This is a genomic window from Streptomyces sp. NPDC058470 (genome assembly GCF_042721055.1).
Taxonomy (GTDB): Bacteria; Actinomycetota; Actinomycetes; order Streptomycetales; family Streptomycetaceae; genus Streptomyces.
This window is the reverse complement of the sequence record NZ_JBHXMF010000076.1, coordinates 24,788-39,946: the sequence shown is the minus strand read 5'-3', so window position 1 is coordinate 39,946 and position 15,159 is coordinate 24,788. Positions and strand designations below refer to the sequence as shown.

Below are 15,159 nucleotides of genomic sequence, written 5' to 3'. Positions count from 1 at the left end.
GCCGCCCCCAGACCCCCGCTGTCGGCCTGGACGGCCTCGTCCTCAAACGCCGGACGGGCTGGAAGATCTCCGGCCGGGGGTGGAGGATCTCGCGTACGCTTGGATTGGACTAGACCTGTAGCCGCCCCCAAGGGAAGAGGTCCGATGAGCAAGCGCAAGCGTGCACTCCTGGAGGTGATCGCTCTCGGTGTGGAGGATGCGGTCGCCGCTGAGGCCGGAGGCGCGGACCGCCTTGAGCTGGTCACCGACATGGCCGCGGACGGGCTCACCCCGCCGGTGGAGACCTTCGCCGGGATCCGGGCCGCGGTCGACGTCTCGCTGCGCGTGATGCTGAGGCTCTCGGACGGTTTCGCGGCGGGCGATGTCGACGCGCTGGTACGCGTCGCCGGCGAGCTGCGCGGCGCGGGGGCGGACGAGTTCGTGCTCGGGTTCCTGGACGAGCACGGCGGCCCCGACCTGGCCGCCGTGGAGCGGATCGTCGCCGAGCTGGACGGCTGCCGCTGGACCTTCCACCGTGCGATCGACCGCGCCGCCGACCGCGACGCCCTGCGCAAGCCGCTCGCGGACCTGCCGGGCCTCGACGCCTACCTGACCGCCGGTTCCCCGGCCGGGGTCGACGACGGGATGCCCACCCTCCTCGCCGAGGCCGCCCGCAGCGGTGAGCCCGGCTACGAGCCGCAGATCATGGTCGGCGGCGGCCTGCGCCTCGACCACGTGCCCCGGCTGCGTGCCGCGGGCGTCGACGCCTTCCACATCGGCGGGGCCGCCCGGCCCGGCGGCTGGGCCGGGCCGGTCTCGGCGGAGGCGGTACGGGAGTGGCGGCAGGTCCTGGACGCGTAGGACGGCCGAGGGTCAAGTGGTCGACCCGGCAGGGCTGTTGACGGCCTCCGGTGCCAGGTGCCGGAGGTCACCCGACCGCTCCCGTGTCGTGACCGCGGCCACCGCCGTCGCCAGCACCATCAGGCCCGCTCCCACCAGCAGGAACCAGCGGTCGCCGAACAGCGCGATCGCCAGGCTGCCGGTGCCGCCCGCCGCCGCCATGCCCAGGTAGAGCGCGCTGCTGTTCAGGGACACCAGGACGGGCGCGTTGGGCGGGTCGAGGGAGGCCACCCGGGTGATCAGGGCGACCGCGATGCCCCAGCCGACCAGCGGGGTCAGCGCGGAGGCGACGAGCGCCGTCGGCATGGTGCGCAGGGTCCAGGGCGCGGTGGCGGCGAGGACGACGTACGCCGTGCTGCTCGTCAGGATGACGGCGCGTGGCCCCCACTTGTCCACCAGCCGTCCGCCGATCGAGGAGCCGCCGACCGAGGCGATCCCGGAGACCAGGAGCAGCAGCGTCAGCCGGTCCTGGTCGCCGCCGGTCGCCGCGTGCGTGCCCACGGTGTAGTAGATGAACGAGGTCTGGAAGGAGAGGAAGACCAGGAAGGTGGTCAGCGCCGCGCCCAGCACGCGAGGGTTGGCGAGCGGTGCCACCCGGTCCCGCAGGCTCAACGCCGCGGCTGGTTGCGGGAGTTCGCGCAGCAGCAGGGCGAGGCCTGCGAACGCGGCCACCCCGAGGCCGGTCACCAGCCACATCGTCAGCCGCCAGTCGCTGCGGCCGATCCAGGTGCCCAGCGGGACCCCGAGCGCGGTGGCGACGGTCAGCCCGCCCATCACCACGGCGATGGCCCGGCCGCGCCGCTCCGGCGGCACCAGTCCGGTCGCGACGCCGTTGGCGGTGGGGGTGTAGAGGGCGGCTCCGGCGGCGGCGAGTACCCGGGTGGCGAGCAGGGTGCCGTACGAAGGGGCCAGCGCCGTGAGGCAGTTGGCGAGGGTGAAGACGGTGAGTGCGATGAGCAGGGTGCGGCGGCGCGGCCAGCGGGCGGTCGCCGCCGCGAGCACGGGTGCGAGGACCGCGTACGCCAGGGCGAAGACGGTCACCGTCTGTCCGGCGACCGAGATGGAGACGTCCAGATCGCGGGCGATGAGCGGCAGGATGCCTGCCATCACCATGCCGTCCGTTCCGACGGCGAAGGTGCCGAGGGCGAGCAGGAGCAGTCTTAGGCGCACGGGGTCCCCCAGGTGGTCCGCAAACAGTGCGATGATGGTTTGACGTTGGTCAAACAATAGAGACTGTTGGATGATTGTCAAACAGTACGAGGAGAGGAGCCCGGGCATGGGCGAGGAAGGCGAGCGGCTGCCGCAGCCCGACGCGGACGACATCGAGCTGGTCAAGGTGCTGCACGCGCTCGGCGACCCCGTGCGGCTGTCGCTGTTGAAGGTGTACGCGGCCGGTGTGCCGTACAGCTGTTCGCCCGACGCGCTCGGCATCGGGCATCTGCACAAGTCGACCGTCTCGCACCACATGCGCATCATGCGTGAGGCCGGGATCACCTCGACGCGGGTCGTCGGCCGCAACCGTTATGTCCAGCTGCGGCGCGACGATCTCGACGCCAGGTTCCCCGGCCTCCTGGACGCGCTCCTCGGACCCCCTATGTGAGCTGGACGGGCAGCGGCGCCGCGTGCGTCACGATCAGGCCCGACACCGCTCGGGTCAGGGCCACGTACAGGCGGCGCAGACCGGTGCGTTCGTCGGGTTCGCCGTCGACCACGGCCTGCGGCTCGTCCAGGACCACGTAGTCGTACTCAAGGCCCTTGGCGAGCGAGGCGGGCACGAGGGTGAGGCGGGTGTCGGGGGTCGTCTCCTCGCCGGGGCCGAGGTAGGTGATCCCGGCGGTCGTCAGCGCCTCGGCGAGTACGGGGATACGGGCGTCCGCCGCGATCAGGCCGGTCGAGCCCTCCTGGCGGAGCAACTCCTCGCAGGCCGCGACGACTTCGGAGTCACCGGACGTCGTGCGCACCTCGAAGAAGCCAGGGTTCTCCCGCACCGACGCCACCGGCGTCAGCCCCGGCGCGATGTGCGGCAGCAGTCGGGACGCATACGTGATGACATCCGTGGGGACACGGAAACCCGCCGTCAGCTCCTCCACCACCGCCTCGCCCTTGCCGAGATGACCGAGCGCCTCGGCCCAACTCCGCGTCGCCCAGGGGGTCGTACCCTGCGCGAGGTCGCCGAGCACGGTCGCCGAACCGGTGGTGCAGCGCCGCCCCACCGCCCGGTACTGCATCGGCGACAGGTCCTGCGCCTCATCGAGGACGACATGCCCGAGCGAGTGCGTCCGCTGTACGAGGTCGGTCGCCTCGTCGATCAACACGGCGTCCGCCAAAGCCCACTTGGCGGCCTTCACGGTCCGTGCCGGCTTCTGCCAGAGGATCTCCTTCTGCTCGTCCTCGTCGAGGATTCCCGCCGCGTGTACGGCGAGGAAGTCCGCGTCGGAGAGGAGACGCAGGACGAGCTTGGCCGGATCGACGACCGGCCAGATCGCCTTGACCGCGGCCTTCACGGCGGGGTTGCGGGCGACGGCGTCCTGCACCCGGTCGTCCGGCGCCTCGCCCGAGCGCTCCATCTGGACAAGGACGGCATGCGCGATCCGCTGCGGAAGGGCGTCGTGGGCCGCGCCGTACCGGATGTCGCGGTCCAGCAACTCTCGGACGATCTTCTCCAGTTCGTACGCGGGGACGCGCCAGCGCCGTGAGCCCCGTACGACCATCACCGGCTCGGTCGGCAGCGTCACGTGCGAACGGACCGCCCCGCGCAGCACCTCGGCCATCCGGGCGTCGCCCTTGATGACCGCGGCGGTGGCCCCGTCCGTGCCCCGCACCTCCACATGCGCGACGAGGTCGTCGACCGTCGCCTGCTTGACCTCCAACTCGCCGAGCGCGGGCAGCACTTGCTCGATGTAGTGCAAGAAGGAGCTGTTCGGCCCGATGACGAGGGTGCCGGTGCGGGCGAGCCGCTCGCGATGGGCGTACAGCAGATACGCGACACGGTGCAGGCCGACGGCCGTCTTGCCGGTGCCGGGACCGCCCTGCACACAGACGGAGCCGGAGAGCCCCGCTCGTACGATCTCGTCCTGCTCCGGCTGGATCGTCGCCACGATGTCACGCATCGGGCCCACGCGCGGGCGCTCGATCTCCTGCTGGAGCAGCTTGCTGGTGGCCGCCGCCTCGGACGGGTCGGAGAGGTGCTCGTCCTCGTACGCCGTAAGGTCGCCGCCCGTGTAACCGAACCGGCGGCGCAGTCCGACGTCCATCGGGTGCTTCTTCGAGGCCCGGTAGAACGGCTGCGACACCGGTGCGCGCCAGTCGATGACCATCGGGTCACCGCCGGCGTCGTGGACGTGCCGCCGCCCGATGTAGAAACGCTCGCCCTCCGCGCCCTCGGCCCTTTCCGCGCCGGGTGCGTGCAGGTAGTCGAGGCGGCCGAAGAACAGCGGGGTGTGGCTGAGGTCGGCGAGGGCCTTGATGCGGTCGTCCATCTGGCGCTGCAGGACGGCCGCGTTCACCCAGTTCGCGGTGACGTCCTTGATGTCGAGGTTCTCGACGTCCTCGCGCATCGCGCGCAGGGCGGCACGGGAGTCACCGAGATGAGTGCGCTCGCGGGAGAGGGGGTCGTCGTCGGCGTGGAGCGGACGGTCGGACGGGCTGGACAAGGGGGTGCCTCCGGGAGACCTGCTGCGTGGGTGATTCCTGGATGCCGTCCGGTTTCCGTCCGGACGGCGGCGCTCCGCGCGGGGAGGCGGGCAAGAGCGGAGATTCTAGGCGAGCGGGGGATCTCGGGGCCAATCGTTTTTCCGCGCCGTCAGGGGTGGGCCTGCTCCTCGGTCTCAGGGGTGCACCCGTAGGAGTCCTAGGGGACGGGGTCCGTCGTGAGGCGTACGAGGGGCGGCCCACAGGTGTACGGGGGGCCGCCGAGGTTCGGTCGGAAGGCCGACGCCATCCGGGGCCGCGAGTTCCACCATGGATACATGAGCGCAGCTACCTTCACCCCAGGCCCCCCTGTCCACACCGGCGGTGCGACCGCCGTCTCCGGAGTCCACCGCCGCCACCGCGTCGGTGACGCCCTGCGCGCCGTCAAGGTGTTCGCGGGCGCCGCCCTCAGCGTGGTCCTCCTCGGCGAGTACGGAGAGGAGGCGGGCGTACGGCGTCGCTGAGCCCTATGCCAGACCCGCGGCGGTGAGCCGTACGCCGGGCCGAACTGCCCGGACACTAGGGTCACTCCGTGCTTCAACGGAACGTGATCGACCACTCACCCACCGAAGTCGCCTCCGCGCGCGCCCTGCTGATCGTCTCCCTCGCCGCCTTCTCCGCGCTGTGCGTTGTCACGCGCGCCCCCATGGCCGACGTACTGGTCTACCGGGCGGAAGGCGCGGCCGTGGCGAACGGCACGGACCTCTACGGGTTCACCGTCACCCGGTGGCGGCTGCCCGCGACGTACCCGCCCTTCGCGGCACTCCTCTTCGTACCGACGACCTGGCTGCCGCTCGCCGCCCTCAAACTGGCCTTCGTCGCCGGGAACGTGGCCCTGCTCGCCGCGCTGGTCCGGCTCTCCTGCCGCCTCGCGGACCTGCCCGCGAAGACCCCCGCCGTCTGCGCCGCCACCGCCCTCGCCCTCTGGCTCGAACCCGTCTTCCAGACCGTCCTGTTCGGCCAGATCAACCTCGCCCTCGCGGTGCTGATCCTCTGGGACCTCACCCGACCGACCGGCGCCCGCGGCAAGGGAATCGCGCTCGGCATCGCCGCCGGAGTGAAACTGACCCCGGCCCTCTTCATCGCGTATCTGCTGCTCAGAGGCCGCCGACGGGAGGCGGCCACGGCCGGGTCGGCCTTCGCCGGAACCGTACTGCTCGGCGCGCTCGTACTCCCCGCCGCCAGCGCCGACTTCTGGACCCGGCGACTGTACGAGACCGGCCGCGTCGGCAAGGTGTGGATCGTCGACAACCAGTCGCTTCAGGGGCTGGTCGCCCGCGCCCTGAGGGAGCCCTCGCCGGGCCTCGCCTGGGCACTGCCCGCGGCGGCCGTCGCCTGCACCGGCCTCTGGCTCGCCCGCCGCGCCCCCCAGGACCGCTGGGGCATCCTGCTCACCGCCACCACGGCCCTCCTCGTCTGTCCCATCAGCTGGTCGCACCACTGGGTGTGGTGCGTACCGCTGATCACCGTGCTCTACGCCGAACGCCGCCTCCACCTGGCCGCGGCGGTGACGGCCGTCTTCACGGCCCGCACCCTCTGGCTGGTCCCGCACCAGGGCGACCTGGACCTGCAACTCCCTTGGTGGCAGCAGGTACTGGCCTCCCCCTACGCGCTCCTGGGACTGGCCGTACTGGCGTCTCAGTTGTCCTTGTCCGCCGCCAGCAACTCATCGGCGTCCATGATCCGGTAGGCGTACCCCTGCTCCGCCAGGAACCGCTGCCGATGGGCGGCGAAGTCCTGGTCGATGGTGTCGCGGGCGACGACGGAGTAGAAGTGCGCCTGGTGACCGTCGGCCTTCGGCCGCAGCACGCGACCCAGCCGCTGGGCCTCCTCCTGCCGGGAACCGAAGGTCCCCGACACCTGGATGGCGACGGTCGCCTCGGGCAGGTCGATGGAGAAGTTCGCGACCTTGGAGACGACCAGCACGCTGATCTCGCCCTCGCGGAAGGCGCCGAACAGCTTCTCGCGCTGCGCGTTGCTCGTCTCGCCCTTGATGACCGGCGCGTTCAAGTGCTCGCCCAGCTCGTCGAGTTGGTCGATGTACTGGCCGATCACCAGGATCTGCTGCCCCGCGAACCGCCGTACCAGCGCCTCCGTCACCTTCCGCTTGGTCGCGGTCGTCGCACAGTAGCGGTACTTCTCCTCGGTCTCGGCGGTCGCGTAGGCGAGCCGCTCGGTCTCGGTGAGATTGACGCGGACCTCGACGCAGTCGGCGGGCGCGATGTACCCCTGCGCCTCGATCTCCTTCCACGGCGCGTCGAACCGCTTCGGCCCGATGAGCGAGAACACGTCCGACTCACGGCCGTCCTCCCGCACCAGGGTCGCCGTCAGACCGAGCCGCCGCCGCGCCTGGAGGTCGGCGGTGAACTTGAAGACGGGCGCGGGCAGCAGATGCACCTCGTCGTAGAGGATGAGTCCCCAGTCGCGGGAGTCGAAGAGCTCCAGGTGCGGATAGATGCCCTTCCGCCTCGTCGTCAGCACCTGGTACGTCGCGATGGTGACGGGCCGGATCTCCTTGCGCGTACCGCTGTACTCGCCGATCTCCTCCTCGGTCAGCGACGTCCGCTTCACCAGCTCGTGCTTCCACTGCCGGGCCGAGACGGTGTTCGTGACGAGGATGAGGGTGGTGGCCTTGGCCTCGGCCATCGCCCCGGCACCGACCAGGGTCTTGCCGGCGCCGCAGGGCAGTACGACGACCCCGCTGCCGCCGTGCCAGAAGTTCTCCACGGCCTGCCGCTGGTAGGGCCGCAGCGCCCACCCCGTCTCGTCCAGCTCGATCGCGTGCGCCTCGCCGTCGACGTACCCGGCGAGGTCCTCGGCCGGCCAGCCCAGCTTCAGCAGTGTCTGCTTGATCTGGCCGCGCTCGGAGGGGTGCACGGCGACCGTGTCCGGGTCGAGCCGGGCGCCGACCAGCGGCGCGACCCGCTTGGACCGCAGGATCTCCTCCAGGACCGGCCGGTCGGTGGTGGTGAGGACCAGGCCGTGGGCGGGGTGCTTGCTGAGCGTGAGCCGCCCATAGCGGTCCATCGTCTCCGCGATGTCCACCAGCAGCGCGTGCGGCACGGGATAGCGGCTGAACTCGACGAGCGCGTCCACGACCTGCTCGGCGTCGTGCCCGGCCGCCCGCGCGTTCCACAGCCCGAGCGGCGTCACCCGGTAGGTGTGGATGTGCTCGGGCGCCCGCTCCAGCTCGGCGAACGGCGCGATGGCCCGACGGCACGCGTCGGCGTTCTCGTGGTCGACTTCGAGCAGGAGTGTTTTGTCGCTCTGGACGATGAGAGGTCCGTTCACGCCCGTACCTTTCTGCGCGGCGGCACCCACACGCGGATGCTTGGCCAAACGTCCAGTGTGCATCACCGGCGGACGATCATGCGTGGTGGCCGGTCGCGCACCCTTGTCCGTCGGCTCAGGCCTGTCCGTCGGCCAGTTCCGCGACTCCCGTGACCCGGTGCAGCGGATACGTCCGTACCTCGTCCGCCGTGTGGTCGTACGCCGTCACGAAACCGCCCTCGACACGGATCGGGGCGATGACCCGCTGGGTGGCGGTGCCCTCCGCGTTGACGTAGCCGATCCAGAGGGCCTCGCCGGTCATCACGGCGGCCTGCACGGTGGCGAGGGTCTCGGCGGGGCTGGTGCGGGGGAGGTCGCCGCTGCCGGGCGGCCCACCGTCGGAGGTGGGCTTGCGGGGCGTCGTGGAGGCCAGGTCGCCGGCGCGGATGGCGCGGACGGCGGCGCCGAGAAGGGTGGCGTCGGGGATCGGCGGGCCGTCCGGGACGGGCGCGGGGGCGGAGCGCGGCGGGGTGCGGCGGGCGTGCGCGCGGGTGATCAGGACGTCGCCCTCCGCGGACTCGGCGGCGGGCGCGAAGCCCATCGCCCGCAGCCCTTCGAGGAGGGCCCCCGGATCGGCCTGTGCGGCGAGCACGGTGGGCGCGAGGCGTCTCAGGCGCAGCACCTGGGACCGCTTGTCGGCGAGGATCTCGTTCAGCATCGAGTCGTCGTCGCAGCGCACGTACGCCGACGCCGAGCCGATCCGCAGATGGCCGTGCCTGCGCGCCACGTCGTCGATCAGATACGTGAGCGGCTGCGGGACGGGCGTCCGCGAGTGCGCGGCGAGGAACGCATGCAGGTCGGACGCCGACCGGCCCGCGTCCAGCGCCCGCCGCACCGACCCGGGCGTGAAGCGGTAGACGGTCGCCCCGCCTTTCGACTCGACGTCCGCGAGGACGCCCAGCGTGTCGGCGAGCGGGCGTTGCAGCGGGCCCGGCGCGACCGCGGTCAGGTCCGCCTGGAGGAGGACGTGGTCCAGCGGCTCGGGCAGGAGGGGGGCGAGCAGCCGGACCGCCCGCTCGGCGGCTGCGGCCTGCTCGGCGGGGGAGCGGGGAGACACGGGGGCGGGATGCGGGCGCTTGTGGACGGGGAGTTTGTCGCCGGGTCCTGCCGCGGAACCGGCGGCGTGGGCGGTGGAACCTGCGTGATGCCCGGTCGTGGAACCTGCGTCGTGGCCGGCTGCCGAATCGGCGTCGTGGGCGGCCGCCGGCGGCAGACCGAGCAGCGCCCGCCCCTGTGCCGACAGCGCCCCCCGGCCCGTCATACCCAGCGACTCCGCCTCCGACAGGGTCCAGCGCGCGAGCCGGGTGCGCAGGTCGTCCGTCGACTGCGGGCTTCGCGGCGGGCGTTCCCACTGGAGGCGCGCGAGGACGGAGGCCGCGGCGGGGGAGGCGCCCTGGGGGAGGGCGGCCAGGAGTGCGAGGACGCGGTGGCGGACCTCGGAGGCCGCGGAGCGGTCCAGACCGGGGCCGAGCGCCGACAACGTACGGTCCTTCGCGTCCCGCCCGCCGACCAGACCCGGCGCACGGGTCGCCGTCAGCCACGCCGAGGCGAGCCGCCCCCAACGCTCGGCGGAAGGCAGCTCCAGCCACTCGTCGTACGCGGGCGTCGCCGCGTACCGCTCCTCCGCCGCACCGTCCGACGCCAGCAGGCCCGCCGCATAGGCGAGTTCGACCCAGAACGCGGCCACCGGCTCCGACACGTCCAGCGCCACCGCCGTCCGCTTCAGATCCCGCACGCTCAGCCCGCCCGCGCGCAGCACGGCCGGACCGCCCTCGTGCCAGTCCTTCAGCAGTTCCTCGACGGTCGCGAGCGCCGTGTACGCCTGGCCCGCCGCGGTGCTGTCCACAACCTGTGGACGGTGCGTCGCCGCGGCCTCCACGGTCGGCGCCACCGGCTCCGTCACCCGGTGCGCGCGGCCCGCCCGCAGGTGCAGGGCCACCTCCCGGGGCAGGACGACCGTGCCGGGCGCCGTCGGCAGCAGCAGCCCCCGGTCGATCAGCCAGCGCAGATGGCGCGCCGGATCGGCGGTCACCTGTCCGTACGGTGGCCCCCACACCAGCCGGGACAGGACGTCCACGGACTCGGCCGGGGCGCTGTCGAGGAGCGCCGACATCCTGCTGCGGTCCGTGAACAGGCCGGTCAGCGCCGCCCTGGCCGACACGGAGTCATGGGTGCTCGGCAGCCCCGCCGCGGTCACGATCTCCTGGATACGCCCCGGCGACATGCCCGCCGTGGCCTCCGCGACCGTCGGGCCGAGGCCCGTCGGGGACGGATGCTGCGGAACCGGCGCGAGCAGCTCACGGGCCGTGCGGACGAGACGCAGCCGGTCGTCGGGCCCCCAGACGAGCGCCTGCTCGCGGAGCGTACCGAGAGCCCGCGGGAAGGCCCCGATGACCACCGGGTCGCGGTCGTCGCCCGCCAGCAGGGCAAGGAGATCGTCGTACGCCGCCGGTTCCGGCGCCACGGCCAGGGCCTCCGCCGTCTGCAGGGCGAACCGGTCCAGGCGCTCCAGGGCCCGCACGACCGACGCGCGCGTGCCCGCCCTGGTGGCCAGCTGCGTCAGGTCCGTGGGGACGGGGGTGATCAGGTCAGGGCGGGCACTGAGGAGGGCGGCCAGCGAGGCGTCGTCGCGTGTGCGGAGGGCTTCCGCCAGCGAACGCGGAGCGTTCCCCGCGGGGGCGGAGGCCGTGGTGGGGTGCTCCTCGGTGCTCATCCGGCCAACGGTAGCGGGTTTCGGCTCCTGTGCCCCTGACCTGCCTGACCTCGGGGTCGGCCCTGGGCAGAGGGGGCGGGGTCCGGGGCGGGTTCCGGGGCGGGTTCCGTGCGGGGCCTCGCCCGACCTCACACCGGACCTCCTCCGGGCCTCGCTCCGGGCACGCAGGACACGTCGGATCCTCGGGAGCGGCTGGTGCGGAAAACCCGGTACCGTCGTGACCACGGAGTTTGCAACGCGTGCGCCCCGGAGGGGACTTCGTGGGGATTGAGAGCGACCAGCTGGTCTACGACTACCTGAGCCGGGTCGGAGACCTGGCCCAGCAGCGCCAGGTGCCGTCCGCGACGCGCATGCGGCTCGTGTCGGAACTGCGCAACGAGATCGACCGGCGCCGAGCGAGGACCACCGCCGACAGCCCCGCCGCCGTCCGCCGGATCCTCGACCGCCTCGGCACCCCCGACGAGATCGTCGACGCCGCGGGCGCGGGCACCCCGGGAGAGGCGGCCGGCGGTACGGGGACCTGGGCCGCCGTCCCCACCCAGCGCCAGGCCGACGCCCCGCAGCCCCGCCCCAAAGGCCTGCGCCGCGCCGTCCCGAAGCCCCGCCCCGCGGAACCGGACCCCGTGGAGGACGTGCCGTCCCCGCCGCACCTCGCGAGTGCGGAGGAGCTGGGCAACAGCGCCACGCAGCCGGACTGGTGGCGGGTGGACAGCAGCCTGTTCGGGCCCGGGGAGAGCGTGCCGGGGTTCGTGGGCGGGGTGGAGATTCCCGAGATACTGAAGCCGCCGCCGGTCGAGAAGGACGAGAAAGCCGGGGGATCGGTACCTGAGACGGAGGGCAAGGCCGGTGTTGCGGACGTCGTGGATGCCCCCCTGGTCGAGGCCGTCGAGGCCCCGCGGCGTCTCCTCCGCCTCCCCCGCCTCGGCGGGTGGAGCAACCCGCTCCTGCTACTCGCCGCCGCGCTCCTCGTCGCCGGTGCCGTCCTCGGCAACTGGTTCGCCCTCGTCCTCGGCTGGGTCATCGCCTACGCCTCCCGGCGGCTGACGCCCGCCGAGGGGAAGGGCGCCGTCCTCGTCCTGCCCGGGCTGGCGGTCACGGCCGGCGTCGTCTGGCTGTGGGGGCGCACGAACGGCCGCTGGGGCGAGCCGATCCCCGAGGGGCACCTGAGCGACGCGATCGCACAGACCTGGCCGTGGGTCGTGCGGGGGGCGGCGGTGGGGTCGGCGTTGTATGTGGTCTGGCGGTCGCAGCGGAGGCGGTGACGGTGGGTGGGCGTGGGTGGGTTTTTCGCCCCCTCCGCCCCTGCCCGTCCCTTGTTCCCGGGGGCTGCCGCCCCCCCCCGGACCCCCGCTTCGCGCTGAACGCGCTCGTCCTCAAACGCCGGACGGGCTGAAACGGGGCGTAGCCCCGCAAGTACGGGACGGGCAGGGGCGGGCGGAGGGGGCGAAAAACCTCCGCCCCTACCCCCTGGGCACAATGACCCATATGACATCGCGCCCCCGCACCCCCCTCACCATCGGTTTCGACCTCGACATGACGCTGATCGACTCCCGGCCCGGGATCCACGCCTGCTTCCAAGAGCTTTCGGAACGGACGGGTACGTACATCGACTGTGACCTGGTGGTGACGCGGCTGGGGCCTCCCCTGGAGGAGGAGCTCGGCAACTGGTTCCCGGCGGAGGAGGTCGCCGCCGTGGCGGACGTCTACCGCGAGATGTACCCCACGTACGCGATCACGGCCACACCCGCGATGCCCGGCGCCCGCGAGGCCGTCACAGCGGTACAGGCGGCGGGCGGCCGCGCGATCGTCGTCACCGCGAAATGGGAGCCCAACGCGAAGCTGCACCTGAAGCACCTGCGGATCGACGCGGACGCGGTGGTCGGCAACCTGTGGGCGGAGCAGAAGGCACAGGCGCTGCGCGAACACGGCGCGAGCGTGTACGTCGGCGACCACACCGGCGACGTACGCGGCGCACGCACCGCTGGCGCGTACTCCGTCGTGGTCCCCACCGGCCCGTGCGACGCCGCGGAACTGCGCGCGGCGGGCGCGGACGTGGTCCTCGCCGACCTGACGGAGTTCCCGGCATGGCTGACGGACTACCTCGAGGCGTCGCCGCGGGCCTGACGGGCTACCCCGAAGCGTCGCCGCGGGCCTGACAGACTTCCGTGAGGCGCCACTGCGGGCCTGACGGACTACCGCGAGGCGCGGCACCGGGTCGGCGGGTCTACCGCGCGGCGCGGCGCCACTGGGGGCCTGACGTGTTCCCCCGAGGCGTCGCCGCGGGCCGGCCGGCGTCCCGCGGCGAGCGACTGGAACACCCCCGCTCCGGCCATCAGGAAGCCGACGCCCATGAGCATGCTCAATCCGAACATGTATGTAGGGAAAGGCGCCGTATCGAGCAACAGCGGGGCCACGGTGACCAGAGTGGCCACGGCACCGAGGAAGAACACGATGGCACCGGCACTGATCAGCCGGTCACCGGGTTCCGCGGAATTCGCTTGGGTTTTGTCACGCACCCGACCAGGGTAGTTCCCAGCGCGAAGGAACAATCCGGCGACGTCTTGTCAGCAGGCGCCAGGCCATTAGCGTTGGTACCGGCGGGTCCGACGACCCGCTGTAGTGCTATCCAGAGCTGTTTCCGAGCAGTTTGCCGCCAACGAGCCGAGCAGTTGCAAAGCACTACCCAGCAGTTTTCAGAGCAGTTTCCCGACGAGTACGAGGACAGACGTGCCTACCGGCAAGGTCGATCCGGTCACCTAGGCACACAGCGAACGCTACGCTCCTGCCATGACACCTGGTCTGCGCTACCTCGCCTGTCTCCGTCTCTCTGCCGACTCGGACGGCTCCACCTCCATCGAGTGGCAGCGTGGCGTGATCCGACACCACATCAGCTCCCCGCTCCTGTCCGGCGTCCTGGTGGGCGAGGCAGAGGACACGGACATCTCAGGCTCCATCTCTCCCTTCAAGCGTCCGAGACTCGGTAGGTGGCTGACGTCCCGAGCCGATGAGTTCGACGTGATCATTGCGGCCAAGATGGACAGGCTCACCCGTCGCTCGATGCACTTCAATGAACTAGTTGAATGGGCGCAGGAAAATGGGAAGTTCATCGTCTGCGTTGAAGAGGGGTTCGACCTCTCGACTCCCCAAGGCAAGATGATGGCTCGCATGACGGCCGTCTTCGCTGAGGCTGAGTGGGACACGATCCAGGCACGCATCCTGAACGGCGTACAGAGCCGTCTGGAGAACCGTTCATGGCTCACGGGTGCTCCGCCTACCGGCTACCGCATCAAGACGGTGGAGGGAGGCAAGCGGAAAGTTCTGGAGATTGACCAGGACTTCCACCCCTACCTGGAAGAGATCTTCTCTCGTGTCCGTGAGGGTCAGTCCACACACAGGATTGCCCGAGACTTCAACAGCCGTGGCGTACTCACATGGGGAGATCACCTCAGGAAGTTGAAGGGGGAGGAAACCAAGGGAACTCAGTGGCAGTCGACCATCATCAATAAGTTCATCCGCTCCTCTTGGGTGCCGGGCATCTACGCCTATAAGGGTGAGGCTGTTCTAGATGACCAGGGAGAGCCGGTAATCCTCCCTACGAAGCCTTTGGCTTCGATGGGTGAATGGACAGACCTGGTCGACAGGATTAAGCCTGCTCCCAAGCCTGTGGGAATGGAAAGCCGTACAGGTGCTAAGAGTCTGCTTGCTGGTATTGCTCGGTGCGGTAACTGTGGAGCGCCGGTTACTTCTCTTCTGAATTCCGGGCACACCAGGAAAGACGGAGAGCGAATTCCGGGACACAGGTACTACCGCTGCTCCAATAAGTTCAAGGGCGGGGCATGCACCGAGGGTCTCTACGTCCGTGCTGATCTCCTGGATACGTGGGTTGACCAGGAGATTCTGGGGAGCGTAGGCAAGTGGGACATGTACGAGCGAGCCGGTACGGGACCCTCTCAGGAAAGGGAACTCCAGTCAGCCAGGGCACGCCTGGAGAAGCTGGAAGGTGACTTCCTGGCAGGGGAGTACGACGGAGAGGGACAGGAAGAGTCCTACCGTCGTATGCATAAGGGTCTGTCGGTAAAGGTCGCTCTCCTGGCTAAGCAGGAAGAGGAAAGGGCTAATCCCGAACTCAAATCCACGGGTAAGAAATACGGGGAAGTCTGGGAAGCCAAAGACCAGGAAGACCGTAGGGAATTCCTTCGAAACTATCAGGTCAAGGTCTGGGCTTGGGATAAGGGAGCGGATGAGGGTGAGAGGGGAATGGTTATGGATCTGGGTGATATCCAGACCATGGCAAATGAATTGGCACTCTCGCGCCCCGGAAAGAAAGGGAAAATGTCGAGAATGGTGATTAGTCATAACGTACCGGAAGAATACCGATGGAAGGCATCAGCATTCGCTCGATAAGGGAATTCGTAAAAATAGGACGCCCCGCCGAATCGGCAGGTCCTTATTCTTTTTCTGAATTGTTTATGAATTCGACCCCCAACCGCTAACGATTCGATATCAATTGGGGGTGCCCTGGTGTTCCGAGTGCCTAGAGCTTCCTA

Annotated in this window: 12 protein-coding genes; 7 read left to right on the top strand and 5 right to left on the bottom strand. The window is 70.6% G+C overall.

The annotated features are described in order from the left end of the window. Positions 1-144 precede the first annotated feature (144 nt). The gene (locus tag ACFWP7_RS37680; RefSeq protein WP_384391452.1) at positions 145-840 is read left to right on the top strand and encodes a copper homeostasis protein CutC; all 696 of its coding nucleotides are present in this window, start codon (positions 145-147) and stop codon (positions 838-840) included. 12 nt (positions 841-852) lie between these two features. Here ACFWP7_RS37680 and ACFWP7_RS37675 read toward each other — a convergent pair whose 3' ends face one another. Continuing rightward, positions 853-2,049 (bottom strand): MFS transporter, encoded by a 1,197-nt coding sequence (locus ACFWP7_RS37675; protein ID WP_384391449.1) that lies wholly within the window; start codon positions 2,047-2,049, stop codon positions 853-855. Positions 2,050-2,155: 106 nt separating this feature from the next. Between ACFWP7_RS37675 and ACFWP7_RS37670 the strand changes: the two genes are divergently transcribed. Next, positions 2,156-2,479 carry an ArsR/SmtB family transcription factor gene (locus tag ACFWP7_RS37670; protein WP_384391446.1) on the top strand — a complete coding sequence of 108 codons (324 nt, stop codon included), beginning with the start codon at positions 2,156-2,158 and terminating at the stop codon, positions 2,477-2,479. On the opposite strand, the gene ACFWP7_RS37665 is transcribed toward ACFWP7_RS37670, so the two are convergent. Next, on the bottom strand, positions 2,472-4,532 hold the full coding sequence (locus ACFWP7_RS37665; protein ID WP_384391443.1) for a HelD family protein: 2,061 nt from the start codon (positions 4,530-4,532) through the stop codon (positions 2,472-2,474). The genes ACFWP7_RS37670 and ACFWP7_RS37665 overlap by 8 nt on opposite strands. A 315-nt stretch (positions 4,533-4,847) precedes the next feature. Between ACFWP7_RS37665 and ACFWP7_RS37660 the strand changes: the two genes are divergently transcribed. Continuing rightward, a complete protein-coding gene (locus tag ACFWP7_RS37660) occupies positions 4,848-5,033 on the top strand; it encodes a hypothetical protein (protein WP_384391441.1) in 186 nt (61 codons plus the stop codon). 125 nt (positions 5,034-5,158) lie between these two features. Then, positions 5,159-6,259, top strand: coding sequence for a glycosyltransferase 87 family protein (locus ACFWP7_RS37655; protein WP_384391454.1), 1,101 nt, complete (start codon positions 5,159-5,161; stop codon positions 6,257-6,259). Here ACFWP7_RS37655 and ACFWP7_RS37650 read toward each other — a convergent pair. After that, positions 6,208-7,860: a DNA repair helicase XPB gene (locus ACFWP7_RS37650; RefSeq protein ID WP_384391438.1), complete on the bottom strand. Its 1,653-nt coding sequence runs from the start codon at positions 7,858-7,860 to the stop codon at positions 6,208-6,210. The two genes, ACFWP7_RS37655 and ACFWP7_RS37650, sit on opposite strands and share 52 nt — an antisense overlap. Positions 7,861-7,975: 115 nt before the next feature. Next, the gene (locus tag ACFWP7_RS37645) at positions 7,976-10,612 is read right to left on the bottom strand and encodes a helicase-associated domain-containing protein (protein ID WP_384391435.1); all 2,637 of its coding nucleotides are present in this window, start codon (positions 10,610-10,612) and stop codon (positions 7,976-7,978) included. A gap of 260 nt (positions 10,613-10,872) precedes the next feature. Here ACFWP7_RS37645 and ACFWP7_RS37640 point away from each other — a divergent pair, with 260 nt between their 5' ends. Beyond that, the gene (locus ACFWP7_RS37640) at positions 10,873-11,874 is read left to right on the top strand and encodes a hypothetical protein (RefSeq protein WP_384391432.1); all 1,002 of its coding nucleotides are present in this window, start codon (positions 10,873-10,875) and stop codon (positions 11,872-11,874) included. Positions 11,875-12,088: 214 nt separating this feature from the next. Further along, positions 12,089-12,736: an HAD family hydrolase gene (locus tag ACFWP7_RS37635; protein ID WP_384391430.1), complete on the top strand. Its 648-nt coding sequence runs from the start codon at positions 12,089-12,091 to the stop codon at positions 12,734-12,736. A 68-nt stretch (positions 12,737-12,804) separates the two neighbouring features. Here ACFWP7_RS37635 and ACFWP7_RS37630 read toward each other — a convergent pair whose 3' ends face one another. Then, on the bottom strand, positions 12,805-13,128 hold the full coding sequence (locus tag ACFWP7_RS37630; protein WP_384391427.1) for a hypothetical protein: 324 nt from the start codon (positions 13,126-13,128) through the stop codon (positions 12,805-12,807). Positions 13,129-13,399: 271 nt separating this feature from the next. Here ACFWP7_RS37630 and ACFWP7_RS37625 point away from each other — a divergent pair, with 271 nt between their 5' ends. After that, positions 13,400-15,016, top strand: a complete 1,617-nt coding sequence (locus tag ACFWP7_RS37625; protein ID WP_384391423.1) for a recombinase family protein — start codon at positions 13,400-13,402, stop codon at positions 15,014-15,016. Positions 15,017-15,159: the final 143 nt, after the last annotated feature.

Coding starts and splice junctions, on each gene's coding strand:
- ACFWP7_RS37680 (WP_384391452.1), top strand. CDS start 145: ATGAGCAAGCGCAAGCGTGCACTCCTGGAGGTGATCGCTCTCGGTGTG.
- ACFWP7_RS37670 (WP_384391446.1), top strand. CDS start 2,156: ATGGGCGAGGAAGGCGAGCGGCTGCCGCAGCCCGACGCGGACGACATC.
- ACFWP7_RS37660 (WP_384391441.1), top strand. CDS start 4,848: ATGAGCGCAGCTACCTTCACCCCAGGCCCCCCTGTCCACACCGGCGGT.
- ACFWP7_RS37645 (WP_384391435.1), bottom strand. CDS start 10,612: ATGAGCACCGAGGAGCACCCCACCACGGCCTCCGCCCCCGCGGGGAAC.
- ACFWP7_RS37635 (WP_384391430.1), top strand. CDS start 12,089: ATGACCCATATGACATCGCGCCCCCGCACCCCCCTCACCATCGGTTTC.
- ACFWP7_RS37625 (WP_384391423.1), top strand. CDS start 13,400: ATGACACCTGGTCTGCGCTACCTCGCCTGTCTCCGTCTCTCTGCCGAC.